Here is a 19,470-nt window from a genome sequence, read left to right as displayed (position 1 = left end):
GCTCCGCACCGAAGCTCTGTGCGCAGCTCCGCACTGATCAGGGCAGCACTGCACTACCGTAGGCTGATCATCAGGACGTCGACGGGACACCAGCATGCCGCCCAAGCAACAACGCGGAGAAGTCACCGTCGACCGGCTGCTGACCACCGCCCTGCAGGTGTACGCCACTTCCGGTCAGCAGGGGTTCACCGTGAACGCGGTCACGGCAGCGAGCGGCGTCAGCCTGGGCAGCCTCTACCACCACTTCGGCAGCTTCGACGGGCTCGCCGCCGGCCTCTACATCCGCTGCCTCGGGCAGCTGGGCGACGAGGTGTTCACGTCGCTGAGCCGTACGCGCACTCTGCGGACCGGCGTCCGCGCGCTCGTCCAGGGGTACCTTCGGTTCACCGTGGAGCACCGGGACGCCGCACTCTTCCTGCACGCCTCGGCCTACTCCGGCTACCTCGCCACGCACGCGGAGGAGATCCGCGCGTTCAAGGCGATGAAGTTCGGGGCGATCGCGCAGTGGCTGGGTCCGCGCATCGAGGCCGGCGAGATCGCGGCCCTGCCGCCGTCCGTGATCGAGGTGCTCGTCATGGGCCCGATCGAGGAGACCGCGCGGCGCTGGCTGTCCAGCACGTACGACATCGATCTGAACCAGGCCGCGCGCATTCTCCCGGACCGCATTCTGCGCTCCCTCGAGCCCTGAAAGAAATAGAGAATCCTTCTAGAAATCGCCTCACCCGCGTCAACCTTCCTACCCCACACTGGACTTGACTTGGTGTCCAACAGGGGAGGCGGCGGAATGACGAAGGTCGGGCGCGCTACAGGATGGGCGGCAGCGCTCCTCGCCGCGCTGGTGGTCGGCGGCACGCCGACTCCGGTGGCGGCATCAGAGGCGCGGGGGGCGACCTCCCCCGGACTGACCTCATGCCCGGAGCCGGCGCGCGTGAACGTCTTCCGGGAGGGCGGCGTTCCGCTGCTGGACTGGCGGGAGAACCTGGAGTTCGACGGGCACGGCACGCTCTGGGTCTCGCACATCACCGGACACCGGGTCGAGGGGTACGCGCCGGACGGCACGCTCAAGGCGTCCTTCCCGCTGAACGGCCCCGGCGGCATCCGGCGCGGCCCGGACGGGTTCATGTACGTCAACTACGGGGTGAACCCGTTGACTTCGGCGCTCGGTGGAGGCATCGCCCGCTTCGACCCGGCGGCAGCGAACCCTCGGCCCGAGACGTTCGTGACCGGTCTCTCCGGCATCAACGGCCTCGCGGTCGACGCCGCCGGCAACTTCTACGTGAGCCGCGAACTGGCCACCGGCATCGTCAAGATCCGCCCGGACGGCACGAAGGACGAGGCCTGGACGCGGGCAGCGGCGGTGTTCGGCTCCAACGGCCTGGAGGTCGTGGGCGATCAGCTGTACGCGAGCGTGATCACGAGCACCTCGTCCCCGGTCGTAAGCATCCCGCTCGCGGACCCGGCGGCCCGCCGAACGGTTACCGAGCTCAGCCCGAACCCCTTCGACGCCAAGGTCCTCGACGACCTCACGACCTTCGGCGGCGACCTGGTCGTCGCGTCCTTCCGGGACGGCGAACTCGTGCGCGTGGACCCGGAGACCGGCCGATCGTGCGTGCTGGCGACCGGCCTGCGGATGCCGTGCAGCGTCCGCGTCCCGCGCGGCTTCGGCGACCACGATCCGCTCCGGGAGCTGTTCGTGACCGAGGCGTCCGGCCGCATCGTGCGCGTGACCGTCGGCTGACCCGAGGAGGCGGCTGCGGGTGACGGGGCGTCAGGCCGGTCGGGGGCGTGGGCCAAGGCAGGCGGTCACTGCAGGACGCTCACGGGCCGGTGCTCCACCGAAGCGGTGCAGCGGTATATCTGCAGGTTGCTCGCCCGGCCGACGGTGATCATCGTGGGCTCCTGCTGCTGTGGATACACCGAGACGTCGGACGCCCCCGGCGCACTGTCCTCGACGGGGCGCCAGTCGCCTTCGCCGTCCCACTCGCCGCTCGCCACGGTCAGCAGGGGCCGGACCTCGCCGCCGCAGTCGGGGCACTCCATGGGCCACGGGTCGCAGAAGCTCCACGGGCCCCAGCCGCCCAGCTTCCAGCCGTGCACGACCGAGAGCCCGAAGTGGTACGCGTGCTCGAGCCCTTCGGCGGCCTCCCACCCCTCGATACGGGCGACGAGCTCCTCGGGCAGTTCGAGCGGCGCGGGGTACTCGGTCAGCGCCTCGGGGTGCAGGACGCACGGGGCGGGCAGGTGGTTGTCGTCCCCGATCACGTCCGGCTCCGGAGCCTCGGCCAGGACCGGCCCGACCTGGGACGCCGTGCGCCAGAACAGGCGGACGTCGGGAATCGCGTCCTCCCCGTGCTCGAACGGGCACCAGAGCACCTGGAGCAGATCCGTGCCGTCCGGACCGGGCCAGAGGTCAGCCCCCGCCCCGGCCTCCGGCAGGTCACGGGCGTACAGCTGGAGCACGGCCAGCAGCGGCACCGGACCGTCCTGCGCGAGCCGCCGCCCCGTGTACCCGACGCGGTCGACGGCCTCGCGCTCCTGGGGCGTCAGGGACAGCCGCCCGTCACGCGAGCGTCCCCAGCCCGCCGTCAGCACGCTCCGGCACGCTCTGACCTCGGCGGGCACGTAGCCGACATGCCACGGGCCGGCGTGCTCAGGGCAGGTCGGCCAGGGCTCGTCCGCCGGCCACAGCAGCGGTCCCCCGACCGAACTGGCGTCGGCGGTCGGGGCCCCGGGCCGCGGATGCAGGCGCACGGTGGTGCGGGCGAGCGGCGCGAGCTCGGGGAAGATTCGGGCGATGTCGACCGCGCGGGCGGGTGTCGTACGAGCCATGACGTCAGCCTAAGGAGCCCCTCGGACAGTCCCGTCCGGCGACCTCGCCTTGGGCCGTTCGGCGGCCCGGTACGGCGCTTCGACGCGGCGTCCGTTCGGGGGCTGTGGCACAGTGCGCGCCTGCACGGGCCATGGGCACGAGGACGGGCAGGCGCGAGGGGCCCTGTGTCGCGGCGATGCGCATTCCTCGTGGGTTCCGCTCGGGTCGACGGCGCGCCGTGTCGCCTCCCTGCGTTCACCCGACCGGCCGACAGTCCGTGATCCGGCCGCACACCACCCGAACAGCCCCGCACCGGGCGTGCGTCGGGCGTGGGCCCGGTGCACTGGAGGGGTCAGCGTCCGCCGATCTCGGAGACGGCCATGTACGAAATGCACGTCGGCACTGCCCCGCCGGACGGAACCCTCGTCTGGCACATCGCCGCGAAGGACCGCGCGACGGCCCTGTGCGGTCAGACCATCCACAAGGAGCCCTCCGCCGACCGCGACAACACCGACCTGCACTGCGCGCCCTGCATGAGCTCCTTCCAGGAGCTACTGGACCAGCGCGCGTGATCCGCCGGTCGTCCCGCTGGTTATCCTGTGACCTGCGCTGACGTCGGGTCGGCGCCCCTCGCGAGGATGGACCGTGCGCCCCGGCCGCACGGCAGGAGACGGAGAGCCCGATGGACGCCCAGCATTTCGAGCGGATCACCGCGTTCATCGAGGCGCGGCTCACCCCGATCTTCGACCCCGCCAACGGCGACCACGGTTTCGGGATGGACGACACGTCGCGCGCCCTGCGCGCGCTGCGGAACGCCGTCGCCGCGGCGTCGGCGGTCAAGGGACTCGCCGAGCAGCGGGCGACGGCCGATGCGAAGCTGCGCAGCGTCATCGACCAGGCGCTGGAGCACAACTGGGACGTGCTGCGGGGCATCGCCCGGCAGTGGGAGGACCACGAGGACTTCCGCAAGGAGTTCAAGCGCCACGCCTGGGACTTCGACGTCGAGCCGGTCGCGGCCGGCGCGGAGGGCTGACCTCGGCCCACGACCGGCCTGCCGCGCCGGCCCACCGCGGCGCACTCCCTACGCCCCCGTGAACGCCCCGCCTTTGAGGATCGGCACGGCCTCGGTCGCGTCCAGCTCCGTCGCCACGGCGACGTCGGCGCCGAACCCGTCGCCCGACAGCTCCAGGCCCGACGCGCAGGCCGTCACCGCCTCGACCACGTCGGGCGTCGCCGCGAACGAGAGTCGGGCCGCCTCCGCCTCGGGGGAGAGCGGTCCCGTCCTCGCCGCTTGCAGGGCGGACACGATCGCGCCCGCGCCCAGCAGGTCCTCAAGGGCGGGCCGGAGCGAGCCGTCCGGCCACCGCTCCCCCGCGGCGATCACGGCGACGGGCCGCGCCGAGGTCCCGTACCCCTGCGCGACCAGCCATCCCGCCACCGCCTTCGCGTTGCGCAGGCAGCCGGCGACCACGGTCGCGCCGCCGTCCACCGCCGCCGCCGCGATGGTCGAGCCGTTCGGGGACGGCAGCACCAGCCGGGGCGTGAACGGGGCTTCGCGCAGCGCGGCCGGGGAGAGCGACCACGGGCGGTCCGGGCTCGCCGCGCGGCGGCCGACGGCGAGTTCCGCGTCCATCCGTACGGCGAAGTCCGCCTCGGTGCCGTCCCGCCAGGGGTACGGGAAGACCCGCGTGCCGGCGTCCACCGCCACGGTCACGGACGTGGTGAACGACAGCACGTCGACCACCACGAGGCAGGCGACCCGCGGCGCGAGCGATTGACCGCCCGTCGGCCCCCACTCGAAGCGCACCCCGTACCCCTGCTGCACGAACCCCTCGTCGATCATGCGTCCGAGTCTCGGCCTACACTCCCCCGGTGAGCAAGCAGAACATCGTCCGCCTCGTCGACGGCGAGCGGATACCGGGACTGTCGCGCCCGGCGTTCCTCCGCAACGGCGACCACCACTACCTCGTCCAGCTAGGCGTCTATGCCGACGGTCTGATCGACTGCTGGGGACTGCTCACCCTCGAGGAGTTCGACGCCGACGTGCGGCGCGGCCGGATCGTGACCCGGTTCGAGGAGGGGGCGCGGGCGGCGGTGTACGAGACGGTGGAGTGGGAGTTCGGCACGGTGCTGTCGAACATTCTGACGCCCGAGTCGCTGCTCGCCGAGATCCGCGACGACATCGACGACCTCAACGACCGTCCGGACTCGACCGCCCGGGCCTGGCGCGCCGTGCACGCGTTCCGCGCCGAGCCGACCGAGGAACGTCGGGCGGCGCTGAGGGCCGCGTACGAGGAGATCCCCGAGCACGAGCGGCATGCCGCCCTCGCGGACCACTCCGTCGGGGACGGCCCGCTGCACGACCTGGCCATGGGGATCGGCGCGGACGTGACGCCCGATCAGTACCAGGAGTCCCTGGACTACTTCGACGACGAGTGGGGCGACCCCCGGGAGTTCCTGGCCCGCCCCTGGCGACGGCCCGAGCCCGAGCATCCGACCGTGCTCCTCGACCCCTGGCACCCCGTCTCCGCCCCGCCGCAGCCCCCCGGCCTCGCCGTGCTGCGCAACGAGTGGCCGGCGCCGGTCCGGGTCGGGGACGTCACGTACTCCTCCGTGGCCGAGGCATGGGCGGCGATCGATCCGCCGGCCGAGGCGCGTACGGCGGTGATGGCGGCGCTGCTGCGGGCCAAGTACGACCAGCATCCGGACCTGGCGGAGATCCTGGCCGGCACCGGAACGGCCAGGATCCACTGGCGTGCCTCGTACTGCGACGCCGATGCGGGCTTCTGGGGCTGTGAGGCGGACGGCCGGAACTGGCTGGGCCGCTTGTCGGAGCTGGTCCGCGCCGAACTGAACGTCCACCGAATGGGGTTGTCGCTGTGAGTCGCCGTGAAACCGTGCCGTTGGGCTGGGTCGACTGCCCGTCGGGGGAGCTGGTCGTCATCGACGGCGGGCACCTCGGTCTGTGGAGCGGGGACGGTTCCCCCGCCGCCGTCGACCCCGAGCTGCTCGGCATCCACGATCCGAAGCTGGCGGCCGACGTCGCAGCGGGGTCGGACTTCGTGATCGCCGGGCCGGACGCGGACGCCGCGGCCGTCTCCTTCGACCGTCAGCCCGGTCGGACGATCTACGACATCGCCGCCTCCTGGGGCGCCGGGCTACGGGAGGACTTCGCGGCGCACTGCCGCAAGCACGGCCTGGACGCCCGGCTCGACGAGCTGCCCGGGCGCGTCCCGCACCGCGAGCGCGTGCGCCGGTGCGCGGCGGACTGCGGGGGCGGCTTCCTGCTCCACGGCGTGCCGGTCGTCGCGGTGGGCGGCCTGCCGCGCGACCGTGCGCTGCCAGTGCTGGGGACCGTCGCGGAGGATGACGAGTACGGCTCCTGGGCCGACGTGCACGTCACGGTGAGCGAGGCCCCGGCGGTCCGGTCCGTCGAGCTGGGCGTGATCGGGGTGGACTGGGCGCGGGTGCTCCTCGGGGACGCGGACGCGCTGGGCTCCTGGGAGCACGAGGAGTCGCTGGACGGGCTCGCGGACGTGGCGTTCTGGGGCAGGCACGCCGACGAGGCGGCGGCGGTGTTCGCGGCCCCGGAGCTCGGGGAGCCGGGCGAAGAAGGGGTCCGCGGGTGGCGGGGCCTGGGGCTCGCGGAGGCGCTGGAGACGGGGCGGTCCGTCCTCCGCTGGAAGGCGGAGGACCCGAGCCGCGGACTCGCGGTGGACTTCCGCCCGCATTCGGACCACTGGCGGCTGATGCGCGGGATCCGCGGCTCCGAGGTGGAGGCGACGGACATCGAAGTGGGCGGCGCGCGGGTGTTCGGCGCGATGACCGGGGTCGGCGACGGCTACTTCCCGGTGCGGGCCGACCTCGACGCGGAGGGCGGGCTCGTGGCCGTACGCGTCGTGCTCGCCGAGCCCGAAGGGGACGACGCGCGCTGACGCGCGGGCGTCAGCCCTGTCGTACGGGGGCGTCAGCCCTCCCGTGCGGGGGCGTCAGCCGTGTCGTACGGGGGCGTCACTCCTTCCGTACGACGGCGTCCAGCGCCGGGGCGAGGACGGCGAAGGCGCGGTCGGTCAGTTCGGCGGGGTCGTCGGCGCCGCCGGCGTCGCTCCAGTGCTGGAGCACGGTGTCGAAGGCCGTGAGCGCCATGCCGGCGGCCAGCCGCGGGTAGAGGTCGGTGCCGGCGTCCAAGCGGAGTCGGCCCGCGAGTTCGTCGGCCAGGTCTTCGCGCCACTGCGCCTGGCGTTCCAGGAAGCGGGCGAGCAGGGCGGGCGTGCGCAGGATGAGCTGCACGACGCGCAGGGCACGGTCGGTGTGCTCGCCGCAGGTGTCGATGGGCACGCGGACGGCGTGCAGCAGCGCGACGGAGGGAGGCTCCTCAGCGGGCCGGTCCGCCAGCGCGGCCCGCATCCCCGTCCCCATCTCGGTCAGGAACTGGACGACGACGTCTTCCTTGGACGCGAAGTACCGGAAGAACGTCCGCTTGGACACGCCCGCGGCGGCCGCGATCTCGTCGACGGTGACCGCGTCGAATCCTTTCAGCGCGAGCAGTTGCAGGGCTGCTTCGGTCAACTCGGTGGAGACCAGGAGGCGTTTGCGCTCGGCCATGGTCACTTCGGGGCGGGTGTTCACCGGCTCATGGTACCTCCGGATGACACTCGTGACACCAAGAAGCACTCTTGACACCGAGTGACATGAAGGGCAACCTATGCCGCATGACACGGCATCAGCACTGGACCGCCGCCCACATCCCCGACCAGACCGACCGGGTGTACGTCGTCACGGGGGCCACCAGCGGCCTCGGCCTGGCGAGCGCCCGGGCGCTCGCCCGACACGGCGCGCACGTGATCCTCGCGGTGCGCGACGAGGAGAAGGGCCGCCGGACGGTTGCGGACATCGCCGCCGGACAGCCCGGGGCGAGCTTGGAGGTTCGGCGGCTCGACCTGGCCGACCTCGACTCGGTACGCGCCTTCGCCGACGGGCTGCGCGCCGACCACGCACGCCTCGACGTGCTCGTGAACAACGCCGGGGTGATGGCGCCGCCGCGCACGCTGAGCGCCCAGGGCCACGAGCTGCAGTTCGCCGCGAACCACCTCGGCCACTTCGCGCTCACCGGGCTCCTGCTCGACCTGCTGAGCGCCGGGCGCGATCCCCGTGTGGTCACGGTCAGTTCGCTCAAGCACCGGCAGGGGCGGCTGAACCTCGACGACCTCGCCGGCGAGCGTGGGTACGTGCCCATGGCGTTCTACAGCCAGTCGAAGCTGGCCAACGCGGTGTTCGGCCACGAGTTGCATCGGCGGCTCACCGAGGCCGGAAGCCCGATCCGCAGCCTCCTCGCCCACCCCGGCTACTCCGCGACCGCCCTGCCGGCTGCCTCGGTCGGCATGGTGAAGATGATGTTCGGCCGTCTCCTCACGCCGCTCGCCCAGTCCCCGGACCAGGGCGCCCTCCCCCAGCTGTACGCCGCCACCGCGCCGGAGGCGCAGAGCGGGCAGTTCTTCGGCCCGAGCGGCCCGGGTGAGCTCCGCGGCGCGCCGCGGCAGGTCGAGTCGGCGCCCCAGGCGACCGACGCGGAGGCGGGCCGCCGGCTGTGGGAGGTGTCGGAGCGCCTGACGGAGGTACGGTTCGCCTTCCCGGGCCGGGACCGGGCGACCGACCGCGTCTAGCAGGGGCCCGGGGCGCTTTCAATTGCCTGCCCGGCAGGAGTCGTTCGCCGCGTCGCGGCCTCCTGCCGGGCAGGGACGCCAGCGCCGTCCTGTTTATATGCTCGCGCCATGATTCCCGCCGCCGCCTCTGTGCACCCGCCCGCGCCCGTGCCCCCGCTCGCCGCCAAGCTCGCCGGGATCGCTTCCTCCCCGGTACGGGAGATCCTCGCGCTCACCGCGCGTCCCGAGGTGATCTCCTTCGCGGGCGGTCTGCCCGCACCCGAGCTGTTCGACGTCGCCGGGCTCCGCGCCGCGTACGACCGGGTGCTCGCCGAGGAACCGCGGCAGGCGCTCCAGTACTCGACCACGGAGGGCGACCCCGGGCTGCGCGCCGCGATCGCGGAGCGGCTCAGCGATCAGGGCTTGCCGACGGAGGCCGACGACCTGCTCGTCACCACCGGCTCGCAGCAGGCCCTCACGCTCATCGCGACGGCGACGCTCGAACCGGGCGACGTGGTCCTGGTCGAGGACCCCTGCTATCTGGCCGCCCTGCAGACCTTCGCGTTCGCCGGGGCGCGCGTGGTGCCGGTGCCGACCGACGACGACGGCATCGTCCCGACCGCGCTGGAGGAGATCGTCGCGCGCGAGCGGCCCAAGCTGCTGTACCTCGTCCCCACCTTCCAGAACCCCACGGGCCGGACGCTCTCGCCGGAACGGCGCACCGCCGTGGCCGAGGCCGCCGCGCGGCACGGGTTCTGGATCGTCGAGGACGACCCGTACGGCGAGCTGCGGTACGACGGGGAGCGGGTGCCCTGGATCGCCGCCTCGCCGGCCGCGGCGGACCGCACCGTCCTGCTGGGCTCCTTCTCCAAGATCCTGGCCCCGGGGCTGCGGCTCGGTCATCTGCGCGCGCCCGCCGGTCTGCGCCGGTCCTGCGTCATCGCCAAGCAGGCGGCCGACCTGCACACCTCGACGATCGACCAGGCGGCCGCCGCGCGCTATCTGCGGGACAGCGACCTCGACGCGCACATCGCGGTCATCCGAAGCGCGTACCGGGAGCGCAGGGACGCCCTGCTCGACGGGCTGCCGGCCTCGCTGCCCGCGGGCAGCGGCTGGAACCATCCGGCGGGTGGGATGTTCGTCTGGGCGACGCTCCCGGACGGCCACGACGCGACGGAGCTGCTGAGGGTCGCGGTCGCCCACGAGGTGGCCTACGTGCCGGGCGCCCCGTTCTTCGCGGGGACGCCCGACCCGCGGGCCATGCGGCTGTCGTTCACCACCCACACGCCCGAGGAGATCCGCGAGGGACTGGCCCGCCTCGCCAAGGCCCTCGGCGGGGCGGGGTGAGCAGGGAGGGGTGAGCAGGGAGGGGTGAGCCGGGAGGGCTGAGCCGGGAGGGGGGAGCCGTCACGTCACCAGGTGGCCGAGCACCGAACTCATCGCCCGCTCCACGGCGCGCAGGGCTGCTTCGGAGCGGTCGACGGCCTCGAAGCCGTGCTCGCCGCCGGGCAGATCGATCACCTCGACGTCGGCAGTGGTCTCCTCGGCCGCGGCCAGGAACTCGGCGACGGTCACGGCGATCTCGGGGCGCTCCCGTTCCACCCGGATCAGCACGATCGGCGGCCGGTCGGCCGCACCGAGTGCGGCGACCGGGTGGAACCGGGGGTCGGTCAGGCCCCAGTTCGGCAGCGGTACGAGGATGGGGTAGCTCGCCGCCACGCAGCGCAGCCACGGCGGGCGCTCGGCGATCCACTCCGCGGAGAGCAGCCCGCCGGCGGAGACGAACCACAGCGCGACCCGGTCCGGGTCCACGCGCGGGTCGGCGCGGACGAGTTCGACCGCGGCGGCGACGTCCTCGGCGGCCTGGGGGTAGGCGCTGATGTCGTGCAGCCGGTGGTCCACGGTCGCGCCGACCGCGCCGAGGCTCGCCGCGTACTGGGCGTAGCCCACGAACGTGGGCCAGTCGCGGGGCGTCGGCTCGACTCCGGCGGGCACGGGGCCGCCGTGCACGAACACCACCGCGGGCCGGGGCCCGTCGGCCTCGGGCAGGTGCAGGTCCACGCGCCCCGTCCGCTCGCGCCGCTGCTCCGGCACGTCGAGGAGGAACGGCTGGAGATGGGGCGGCAGTTCGCCCTCCGTCGGCAACGACACGCGGTGACCGTCGCCCTTGGCGGCGGCGATCAGCACATCGGCGAGCTCGTCCGGGGCGGAGAGCATCGGCCAGTGCCCGGTGGCCAGTTCGAAGAAGGTGACCTCCGGGTCGACCAGCGCCTGAAGCCGGGGGTCGCCGAGCCGCACGAGGGCCTCGACGCTCGCGATGCTCGCCCCGTTGGCGACGCACAGCACGCCGGTGATCGGCAACGCGGCGGCCGCGCCGGTGAGCTGCAGCGGCTGCGTGAGGGTGGATCGCGGCTGCGGCACGGCGAGCCGGGTCAGCCGCTCCAGCGCCGCGTCGCCGACGCCTTCGGTACTCCCCCAACGCTGCCAGCCCTCACGGGAGGTGGGCGCGGGAATCGCCGACGCGCCCCCCGCCAGGGCGTCATGCACGGTCGGATCAGGCACGAGGGCAAGGGCAGAAGCCCCGTCCTGGGCCATCCCGGCATCCACGTACACGACGCGAGCGATCCGCTGGGGCCGGCGGTCGGCGGCCCCGAGGACCGGGTGGATCCCGTAGTCATGACCGACAAGCACGATCTCCGCCTCGTCGACGCGGTCGATGAGCTCCACGACGTCGCGAATGTGCCTCTCCAGATCCGTCCCGGCCCCCGCCGGAGGCCCGTCACCCCCCAGTCCGGTCAACTCGGCCGGATATACGGAGCCCCCCGCCTCCCGCAGCCGCCCGGCCACCTCCCCCCAGACCCAACCCCCCGTGTACGCCCCCGCCACCAGAATGAACGCCGCCATGACCTCTCCTCCCACGCACTCGGCAAGCGGGGCCCGACCGTCTCCGACCGCCCCGCACTCGCCGAACGCTAGGAACTCCCCCTGCGGGAGATTCAAGAGACGGCTCGGCCCGCCTGCCTGCGGGCAGGGGTGATCCTCGGGCGGGGTGGGCGTGTTACTAGGGTGACCCCCATGTCTGCCGCGTTGAGTTCCAGGAAGGCCGCTGCCGCGTTGCGTACCGCGGCTCGTGTGTCTGCCGAGTCGTTGTTGGTGCTTCTGATGGCTGCGGTGGCCCTGTGGGTTGTGGGTCGCATGTGGTCGGTCGTTTGGCCGCTGATCGTGGGGCTGTTCCTTACCACCCTCACCTGGCCGCCCACTCGGATCCTGCGGCGGCACGGATGGCCGCCTGCGTTGGCCGCGGCGGTCGTCACGGTGTCGTTCCTTCTTGCCGTCGCCGGCATCTTCGCGCTCATCGCGGTACCGGTCGCCTCCCAGTCCGGGGAGCTCGCCGACGGCGTGGTCGCAGGGATCCAGAGGCTGCGGGAGTGGGCCGCCGGGCCGCCGCTGAACATCGGCGACGACCAGATCACCGGGGCCTTCGACACGGCGATCGCCCGCGTCCAGGACAGCATCGGCAGCATGGTCAGCGCGGTGGCCGCCGGGGTGGGAACGGTGTTCAGCGGGGTCGTCACGGCCGTGCTCGCGCTCTTCCTGATGTTCTTCTTCCTGAAGGACGGGCCGCGGTTCCTGCCCTGGCTCACCCGTCAGCTTCCCGGTCGGCTCGCCGTCGACGTCCCGATCGTGGCCGCCCGCAGCTGGCACACCCTGGGCGCGTTCGTGCGCAGCCAGGCGTTCGTCGGGCTCCTCGACGCCGTGTTCATCGGTCTCGGACTGTGGATCCTCGATGTTCCGCTGGTGCTCCCCCTGGCCGTGCTGACCTTCGTCTCCGCCTTCGTGCCGATCATCGGAGCGCTGTTCGCCGGCCTGGTCGCGGTCCTCATCGCGCTGGTGTCGAACGGCGTGACCGACGCGCTGATCGTGCTGGCGATCATCGTCGTGGTGCAGCAGCTGGAGGGCAACGTGTTCCAGCCCATGATCCAGAGTCGCGGACTCGGCCTGCACGCGGCCGTCGTCCTGCTGGCGGTGGCGCTCGGCGGCAGCCTGGCGGGCATCGTGGGCAGCCTTCTCGCCGTCCCCGTGGCCGCGCTCATCGCGGTGTTCTGGAACTACCTGCGCGAGCAGCTCGTCGAGCCGCAGGAGGAGCCGGAGCCCGACGAGTCCCCGGTCCCCGCCCCCGTTCCGTCGTAATCCGCCCTGCCGGAGCGAGGGAGGTTCACGCCTTGTCTGCTGATGGCTTCTGGAGCATCGGTGAGCTCGCCGAGCGTTCGGGCGTCACCGTGAAGACCGTTCGGTACTACTCGGAGCGCGGGCTGCTGCCGGAGGCGGGCCGCAGCGCTGGGGGCCATCGGCGGTACGGGCCGGAGGCGCTCGACCGGCTGCGGTTCATCCGGTCGCTGCGCACGCTGGACCTGCCGGTTCCGGACGTGGGGCGGGTGCTGGACGACGAGGGTGCGCTGGAGGACGTCGTCGCGGGGCAGTTGCGGGAGCTCGGCTCGCAACTGGCCGCGCTGCGCTGGCGGGAGGCCGCGCTCCGGCTGGTGCGGGACTGCGCGCCGGAGGAACGCGCCGGGCGGCTGCGGCTGGTCGGCGCGGTGACCACGCCGCCGAGCACCGACGCGCTGGCGCGTTTCTGGCGGCGCTGGCTGCCGCCGCGGCTCCCCGCCCGTGTCGTGTCGACGGTCCTGGAGCAGACCGTGCCCCAGCCGCCCGTGGACCCCGAACCCGGCCAAGTCCTGGCCTTCGCGCGCATGCACGCCTTCGTCTCCGCCCCGTGCGGCGGAGACGACCGCGCGCAGCCCGCCGCGCACCGCACGAGCGGGGGCCATCGGCCGGCCGTGCTGTACGAGGGCCTCGACGAGGCGTACGCGCTGGCGGCACCGCAGCTGCGGGCGGGTCGGGCACCCCGGGAGGGCGAGGCGCTCGACTGCTTCGTCGCCGCGTACGCGCGGTCGAGCGGGACGCGGGACACGCCCGCGTTCCGTCGCGAACTCGGCCGCGTCCTCGATGCCGATCCTCGGATCGACCACTACTGGCAGCTCGCCGCCGAGGTGTTCGGACCGGACCACACCACCGCAGGTGCGGCCCACGACTGGCTGCTCGCCTCCCTGCACTCCCAGCTCGACCCGGCCGCCGCCTGACAGGGAGCGGCTCGATCAGGGCGTGTCGCCGCGCCAGTCCCACCGGCCGGGCTCGCCGATGCGCGGCGCGTACTGGGCGTGGCCGCCCGCTCCGTACGCGCCTATCTCCGTGGGAAGCGCGACGGACTCCTGGAGCTGGCGCTCCGTCCAGCCGGTGACGTCGAGGAGCAGGCCGTCGAGCGGGCCCGCCACCAGCTCGCGGTAGACACGGCCCGGGCGCGGCCCGGGGTCGGGATCGTCATGGTCGGCGCCGTAGACACGCCCTCTCATCAGCTCGTCCATGCCCGTAAGCATCGCAGTCGCCACTGACAACGCCCCGGACCGCGTCAGCCGTCGCAGGCCCGTCGCGGTCCGTCGCGGTCCGTCGTCACACAGTCACCCGGAGCGGTCGCGCGCCCCGTGCGCACATGCCGCCCCGAGGCAGCGGGTATTCATCTGGCACAGGCACCACCGGCGGGAGGCTCGCCATGCACGACCCCCTGGCGCTCGATCGCGACACAGGACCGTCGTCCCACTGGCTGGCAACCGCTCACCGCCGGCCCCGCCCCCGCCTCGACGAGGACCTGACCGTCGACGTGGCGGTCATCGGAGGCGGCATCGCCGGGCTCTGCACGGCCTGGGAGCTGGCGCGGGCGGGCCGGGAGGCAGTGGTCCTCGAAGCGGACCGCATCCTCTCCGGGACCACAGGGTCCACCACCGGCAAGGTCACCGCCCTGCACGGACTGCACTACGAGCGGCTGCGGCAGACGGTCGGCGCGGAGGGCGCGGGGCTGTACGCGGCGGCGCAGCAGGACGCGGTCGAGCGCATCGCCGCGCTCTGCGCCGAGCTGAAGGCGGACGCCGAGCTCGAACAGCGGCCCGCCTTCACGTACGTCACCGAGCCGGGCGGGGTCGCGGAGGTCAAAGCCGAGACCGAAGCGGCCCGGGCAGCCGGGGTCGACGCACGGTTCGTCACCGAGACCGGGCTGCCGTTCCCGGTGGCCGCCGCCGTACGAGTGGACGGGCAGTACCAACTGCACCCGGCCGCCTTCCTGACGGCGCTCGCCGACGCCTTCACCACCGCCGGCGGCCGCGTCTTCGAGCACACCCGAGTCCTCGCCCTGCACGAGCTCGCCCACATCCGCCTGGAGACCGAGGACGGGGTGGTAGTCCATGCCTCGGAGGCCGTCGTAGCCACCGGTTTCCCCGTGTTCGCGCCGACATCCCTGCTCGTCCGGCTGACCCCGCGGCACGAGCTCGTGGTGGCCGCACCCCTCCCACCGGAGGCGGATCCTCAGGGCATGTACCTCACCCCGGAGGACCGGACGCGGTCCGTGCGCACGGCGCCGTACCGCGCGGACCAGCGGCTGCTCGTCGTGACGGGCGAGGCGTTCCGGCCGGGCGCGGGCGACGTCGGCACGCGGTACGACCGCCTGGAGAGCTGGGCGCGCCGGTACTTCCCCGGCTTCGGCGAGGCGGGCGCGCCGCTGCGCTGGGCGGCCCAGGACGTGGAATCCGCCGACCTCGTGCCGTACGTGGGGCATCTGCATCCCGGTACGCAGCACGTGTACGTCGCCACCGGGTTCGGCGGCTGGGGCTTGAGCGGCGGGGCGATGGCCGGACGGCTGCTGACCGCGCATCTCCTCGGCGGGCCCCGGCCGTCGTGGACCGAGCTGTTCGACCCGCGGCGGCCCGCGGCGCTGCGGGAGTACCCGGACCTCGTGCGGTCGCAGAAGGAGGTCGCGGCGCACTACCTGGGCGACCGGCGACGCCTGGAGCGGGCGCAGTCGCTCGCCGAGCTGCCGCCCGGGACCGGGGTGGTGGTCCGTGACCACGGGCAACCGCGGGCGGTCCAGCGGGATCTGTCGGGGGTGCTGCACACGCTGTCGGCCCGCTGTACGCACATGGGGTGCCTGGTGGCGTACAACGAGGCCGAGCAGACGTGGGAGTGCCCCTGCCACGGTTCACGGTTCGCGCCGGACGGGACGGTGCTGCAGGGACCCGCGACCGAGCCCCTGCCGCGCCGCGCCCGCCCGGACGTGTGACCCGGTCCCCCGAGTCACAGGCCGAAGCCCTCCAATACCCAGGCGCTACGACCCCCAGGCCTCGAACTCGTAGATCCGGGCGGCCGGGTCGGTCGTCTGAGTCGGCCGGGTGACCTGGAGGCGGGCGTAGCGAGCCGTGACGGTCACCGGATGGGTCGTGACGGCGGCCGTATTGCCGGTGACGGTGACTGCCGTGGTCCACGGGTCGGCCGTCGAGGCGCGGACCTGAACAGTGAAGTCGCGGGTGTTCCACGAGGCGCTCTCGCCGCCGGCGGCCGCGTGCCGGACGGTGAAGCGGGTGAGCGGGCGGGCGGAACCGAGGTCCACGTCCAGCCACTTGGCGGAGGTCGTGGTGCACCACTTGTCCGCGTTGCCGCCGGAGACGCTGCCGTTGACCGCCTTGGCCGGCGCCTCGGCCGTATTGCACTGTCCGGAGGCGGTGGCGGGGCGGTTCAGGGCGAGGTTGGTCTCCGTGGACGCGGACCAGGTGACGGTGGTCGTGGCGGCCGGTGAGCGGCCGTACTCGGTGGAGACGGCCTCCACGTCGAGGGTGGTGGTGGCCTCGGTGCCGACGCGGTCGAGTCGGGGGACGAAGTAGGCGTCGTTCGGGGTGGCACCGAGGAAGGTGCGGGTGCCGTCCGGGTTGCGGCGGTGGACCTCGTAGTGGTGCACCGAGCCGCCGGCCGACGGGGTCCAGCCGAGGCGGAGGGTCTTGCGGGTGCTGCTGACGTCGGTGGCGCCGAGGACGGTGACGCCGGTCGGCGCGGCCGCGGTGTCGACGCCGCCGTCGTACACGGCGATCTGTCCGACGCGGATGTCGTACGCGGGGTCGGATCCGGCGGCCTGGAGGCCGATCTGGGCGATGGTCCGGCCGGCGAAGGCGGACAGGTCGAGGGTCTTGGGCTCCCAACCCGTGCCCGTCGTGGAGCCGAGGTCGAGCGTGGTGAAGGAGGTCGGCGCGTCGGTGAAGGAGACGGCGGCCTTGAGGCGGGTCGGTCCCGCGGCCTGGGTCTTCACGACGACGGACAGCTTGGTGTCCGCGGCCACCGGGAGCTTGGTCTGGTAGAGGCGGACGGTATTGGCAGCGTCGAGGACGCCGCTGAGCCGCAGCGAGGAGCCGCCCTCGTACGCGTCGGCGAAGTCGACGGACGGGGTCAGGCGGGTGCCGGTGGAGGAGACCAGCCACCGGTAGGTGGGCGGTACGTCCTGGAGGGACAGGTTGTTCCAGCCGGTCGACGAGGCGCGTGCGCCGCGGGAGTTGTAGAAGTCGCCCTGGCCCGCGTTGAAGGAGGTGACGAAGGGCTTGGCGGTGACGGCCGAGGACTCGGGGACGTAGTTCGCCAGGCCCTTCCACGACGAGGTGGTCGTGGTGTTCGACGGGTCGGCGTTGGCGCCGTCCCAGTAACGGGCCTCGCGGGTGTGCGAGTCGGCCCGGCCGGAGGAGGACGTGAAGGTCCACTCGGGGCGGTAGATGCCGAGCGAGGTGACATGCTTCTGCCCTGCGGGGAAGACCGAACTCCAGGGCACGGAGGTGTTGTAGCCGTTGGCCTCGGTGTCGATGCCGGCGGCCAGCTCGTACTCGCTGCGGCCCAGGTTCCGGGCGAGCGTGCGCGAGGAGTCGAGTCCGGCGGCGCTCCAGCCGAAGTCCAGGAACATCGAGTCCGAGGTCCGCTGCGCGCCCTCCTGCAGGAAGGAGTCATTCGCGCTGGTGAGCGCGTCCTGCCAGCTCACCGAGCCGGATTCGGTCATCGCGTCGTACCACATGAACTCGACGGGCCCGAGGCCCCGGGCGTAGCGCATCGCGTTGCGCAGTTCGGTGGCGAGGGCGGCGTCGCCGCCGGCGGTCTCCTGGTTGATGAACCAGCCGTCGAATCCGTAGTGCTGCGCGACCTGGGCGAGCTTGGCGGCCACGGGGTACGTGCTGCCGGACTTCTGGACGAAGTCGCGGACCCACTGGATCTGGCCGCCGTACGCGGTCGGCGGGAAGAAGACCGTGCCGTAGACCTTCACGCCGTTGCGGTGGGCGGCGTCGATGACGGTGGAGTTCGGGGCGAGGATCAGGCCCTCGCCCGCCGAGCCGCCCCAGAACACCAGCTTGTCGACGTACTGCCAGTGGCCGAAGGCGTAGTAGTGGGGTTCGAGGGAGCCCTGGGAGGGGTTGTTCGAGGTGGGGCCGAAGGAGACCAGGGACGTGACGCCGCCCTCTCCGGAGCGGGCGTTGGCGTTGGCCTTGAGGGCGGGGTCGGAGACGCGCGGCCGCAGGGGGACACGTGACCGGTTGAACCGGGCGTCGGGATCGGTGGCCGGGTCCCAGCCCAGGATCGAGTTGGGGTACCAGTACGAGGCGTAGGGCTGGTCTCCGGCGGCGGCGACGCGGGGCTTCGGGGCCTCGGGGCCCTTCGGCGACGCACCGTGCGCGGGGGTGAGGCCGAGCACGGCGCATATCAGCGCCGCGGTCAGCAGGAGGGTGAGGGGGCGTCTCATCCGGGGCTCCGTTCCAGCGTTCGGGGGGTGGAAGTGCTGGAGGTGCTGGGACGTGCGTGACGTACGAAGCTCTGCGCAACGTGCGGCGATGTGCATGGCGTGCGTGGCGTGCGTGACGTACGACGAGGCGAGGCACAGCTGCCTCTCCCGACGACCCGCGAGGCTAAACGGCTTTAGTTCATCGGGTCAAGGGCGGTGGCGCAGTGCTCTCCCGGACGGTGAGCCGGGGAGTGGGGTTCTTCGTGTCGCCCGCCGCGGCCGGATCGTCCACGACCGCGAGGAGCGCCCGCGCGACCTGCTCGCCGAGGGCGAAGGTGTCCCGGGACAGGGCGGTGAGCGAGGGGTGGACGATGCGGGCGAGCGCGGAGTCGTCGAAGGAGACGACGGACAGCTCGCCCGGTACCGCCACCCCCATCTCGGCGGCCACGCCCAGTCCGGCCACGGCCATCACGTCGCTGTCGTAGATGATCGCGGTCGGCCGCTCGGGGCGGGCGAGCAGCGCGCGGGTGGCCGCGGCGCCCTCGGCGTCGCTGAAGTCGGTGGGCAGCGAGACGGCGGTGAGCCCGAGCCGGCGGGCGCTGTCCCGTACGGCGCGGATGCGGCGCTGGGTGTGCTGGAAGGCGGGCAGTCCGGCGAGATGGGCGATGTGGCGGTGGCCCAGGGCGGCGAGGTAGTCGACGATCGAGACCATGGCCTCGCGGTCGTCGGCCCAGACGCTGGGCAGGGCGCCGTGCCGGCCGGGGCCGCCGATCACGAGCGCGGGGACGCCGAGCTCCTCCAGAACGGGGATGCGCGGGTCGCGGACCTGGAGGTCGACGAGGACGAAGCCGTCCACCCGGTGCTCGGAGGTCCAGCGGCGGTAGACCTCGATCTCGGCCGCGGTGTCCTCGACGACGAGCAGCTGCAGGGCGGTGCCGCGCACGGACAGACCGGCCTGGAGGCCGGAGAGCAACTGGCTGAAGAAGGGCTCGAGTCCGATGGTGCGGGCGGGCCGGGCGAGGACCAGGCCGACCGCGCCGGCCCGGGCTCCGCCGAGGGCGCGGGCGGCGCTGTGCGGGCGCCAGTTCATCTCCTCCGCGACCTGCAGGATCCGCGCGCGGGTCGTCTCGCTGACGCCCGGCCGTCCGTTCAGCGCGAAGGACACCGCGCCCTTGGACACGCCTGCCTGGCGGGCGATGTCGGCGATCGTCGGTCTGGCCACGCAGCGCCCCTTAGGTCCGCACACCTTCTTGACACGAAAGTCTAGCCAGGAGCATAGTCCCCCATCGCTAGACCGGTTTAGTAGCTCCGCGTCACACCTTCGCATCGCAGATCCGAAATCGACATCCGCATCGCAGATCCGAGCAGATCCGAGCAGATCCGAGCAGACC

At 73.0% G+C, this 19,470-nt stretch carries 18 protein-coding genes; 11 read left to right on the top strand and 7 right to left on the bottom strand.

Annotated elements, in window-relative coordinates; translation table 11 throughout:
- Positions 1 to 94: 94 nt before the first annotated feature.
- On the top strand, positions 95 to 688 hold the full coding sequence (locus VIU94_RS09920) for a TetR/AcrR family transcriptional regulator (RefSeq protein ID WP_331909757.1): 594 nt from the start codon (positions 95 to 97) through the stop codon (positions 686 to 688).
- 96 nt (positions 689 to 784) lie between these two features.
- Positions 785 to 1,738: an SMP-30/gluconolactonase/LRE family protein gene (locus tag VIU94_RS09915; RefSeq protein ID WP_331909755.1), complete on the top strand. Its 954-nt coding sequence runs from the start codon at positions 785 to 787 to the stop codon at positions 1,736 to 1,738.
- 65 nt (positions 1,739 to 1,803) lie between these two features.
- Here the strand turns inward: VIU94_RS09915 and VIU94_RS09910 are convergent, their stop codons facing one another.
- Positions 1,804 to 2,829 (bottom strand): hypothetical protein, encoded by a 1,026-nt coding sequence (locus tag VIU94_RS09910; protein ID WP_331909753.1) that lies wholly within the window; start codon positions 2,827 to 2,829, stop codon positions 1,804 to 1,806.
- Between the two features lie 360 nt (positions 2,830 to 3,189).
- Here VIU94_RS09910 and VIU94_RS09905 point away from each other — a divergent pair, with 360 nt between their 5' ends.
- A complete protein-coding gene (locus tag VIU94_RS09905) occupies positions 3,190 to 3,381 on the top strand; it encodes a hypothetical protein (RefSeq protein WP_331909751.1) in 192 nt (63 codons plus the stop codon).
- 110 nt (positions 3,382 to 3,491) lie between these two features.
- The gene (locus VIU94_RS09900; protein ID WP_331909749.1) at positions 3,492 to 3,842 is read left to right on the top strand and encodes a hypothetical protein; all 351 of its coding nucleotides are present in this window, start codon (positions 3,492 to 3,494) and stop codon (positions 3,840 to 3,842) included.
- Positions 3,843 to 3,890: 48 nt separating this feature from the next.
- On the opposite strand, the gene VIU94_RS09895 is transcribed toward VIU94_RS09900, so the two are convergent.
- Entirely contained in the window at positions 3,891 to 4,652 is a 762-nt protein-coding gene (locus VIU94_RS09895; protein ID WP_331909747.1) for a 2-phosphosulfolactate phosphatase, read from the bottom strand.
- A 29-nt stretch (positions 4,653 to 4,681) separates the two neighbouring features.
- Here VIU94_RS09895 and VIU94_RS09890 point away from each other — a divergent pair, with 29 nt between their 5' ends.
- Both VIU94_RS09890 and VIU94_RS09885 read left to right on the top strand, forming a co-directional pair.
- Positions 4,682 to 5,692 (top strand): DUF7638 domain-containing protein, encoded by a 1,011-nt coding sequence (locus VIU94_RS09890; RefSeq protein WP_331909745.1) that lies wholly within the window; start codon positions 4,682 to 4,684, stop codon positions 5,690 to 5,692.
- A complete protein-coding gene (locus tag VIU94_RS09885) occupies positions 5,689 to 6,744 on the top strand; it encodes a hypothetical protein (protein ID WP_331909743.1) in 1,056 nt (351 codons plus the stop codon). Before VIU94_RS09890 ends, VIU94_RS09885 begins: the two co-directional genes overlap by 4 nt.
- Before the next feature lie 76 nt (positions 6,745 to 6,820).
- Here VIU94_RS09885 and VIU94_RS09880 read toward each other — a convergent pair whose 3' ends face one another.
- Entirely contained in the window at positions 6,821 to 7,414 is a 594-nt protein-coding gene (locus tag VIU94_RS09880) for a TetR family transcriptional regulator (protein ID WP_331909759.1), read from the bottom strand.
- Between the two features lie 107 nt (positions 7,415 to 7,521).
- Here VIU94_RS09880 and VIU94_RS09875 point away from each other — a divergent pair, with 107 nt between their 5' ends.
- Both VIU94_RS09875 and VIU94_RS09870 read left to right on the top strand, forming a co-directional pair.
- Positions 7,522 to 8,472, top strand: coding sequence for an oxidoreductase (locus VIU94_RS09875; protein ID WP_331909741.1), 951 nt, complete (start codon positions 7,522 to 7,524; stop codon positions 8,470 to 8,472).
- Between the two features lie 108 nt (positions 8,473 to 8,580).
- Positions 8,581 to 9,798, top strand: coding sequence for an aminotransferase-like domain-containing protein (locus VIU94_RS09870; protein WP_331909739.1), 1,218 nt, complete (start codon positions 8,581 to 8,583; stop codon positions 9,796 to 9,798).
- 60 nt (positions 9,799 to 9,858) lie between these two features.
- Here the strand turns inward: VIU94_RS09870 and VIU94_RS09865 are convergent, their stop codons facing one another.
- The gene (locus VIU94_RS09865) at positions 9,859 to 11,355 is read right to left on the bottom strand and encodes an alpha/beta hydrolase (RefSeq protein ID WP_331909737.1); all 1,497 of its coding nucleotides are present in this window, start codon (positions 11,353 to 11,355) and stop codon (positions 9,859 to 9,861) included.
- Positions 11,356 to 11,526: 171 nt separating this feature from the next.
- On the opposite strand from VIU94_RS09865, the gene VIU94_RS09860 reads away from it, so the two are divergent.
- A complete protein-coding gene (locus VIU94_RS09860) occupies positions 11,527 to 12,642 on the top strand; it encodes an AI-2E family transporter (protein WP_331909735.1) in 1,116 nt (371 codons plus the stop codon).
- A 32-nt stretch (positions 12,643 to 12,674) separates the two neighbouring features.
- Entirely contained in the window at positions 12,675 to 13,592 is a 918-nt protein-coding gene (locus tag VIU94_RS09855) for a helix-turn-helix domain-containing protein (protein WP_331909733.1), read from the top strand.
- Between the two features lie 15 nt (positions 13,593 to 13,607).
- On the opposite strand, the gene VIU94_RS09850 is transcribed toward VIU94_RS09855, so the two are convergent.
- Positions 13,608 to 13,874 carry a hypothetical protein gene (locus VIU94_RS09850; protein ID WP_331909731.1) on the bottom strand — a complete coding sequence of 89 codons (267 nt, stop codon included), beginning with the start codon at positions 13,872 to 13,874 and terminating at the stop codon, positions 13,608 to 13,610.
- 185 nt (positions 13,875 to 14,059) lie between these two features.
- Between VIU94_RS09850 and VIU94_RS09845 the strand changes: the two genes are divergently transcribed.
- Positions 14,060 to 15,616 carry an FAD-dependent oxidoreductase gene (locus tag VIU94_RS09845; RefSeq protein WP_331909729.1) on the top strand — a complete coding sequence of 519 codons (1,557 nt, stop codon included), beginning with the start codon at positions 14,060 to 14,062 and terminating at the stop codon, positions 15,614 to 15,616.
- A 45-nt stretch (positions 15,617 to 15,661) separates the two neighbouring features.
- Here VIU94_RS09845 and VIU94_RS09840 read toward each other — a convergent pair whose 3' ends face one another.
- On the bottom strand, positions 15,662 to 18,100 hold the full coding sequence (locus VIU94_RS09840; RefSeq protein ID WP_331909727.1) for an endo-beta-N-acetylglucosaminidase: 2,439 nt from the start codon (positions 18,098 to 18,100) through the stop codon (positions 15,662 to 15,664).
- 178 nt (positions 18,101 to 18,278) lie between these two features.
- On the bottom strand, positions 18,279 to 19,301 hold the full coding sequence (locus VIU94_RS09835) for a LacI family DNA-binding transcriptional regulator (RefSeq protein ID WP_331909725.1): 1,023 nt from the start codon (positions 19,299 to 19,301) through the stop codon (positions 18,279 to 18,281).
- Between the last annotated feature and the right edge of the window lie 169 nt (positions 19,302 to 19,470).

Source organism: Streptomyces sp. (assembly GCF_036566765.1).
GTDB lineage: Bacteria > Actinomycetota > Actinomycetes > Streptomycetales > Streptomycetaceae > Streptomyces.
Note: the sequence above shows the minus strand (reverse complement) of the source record. Positions and strands in the feature narration are given on the sequence as shown.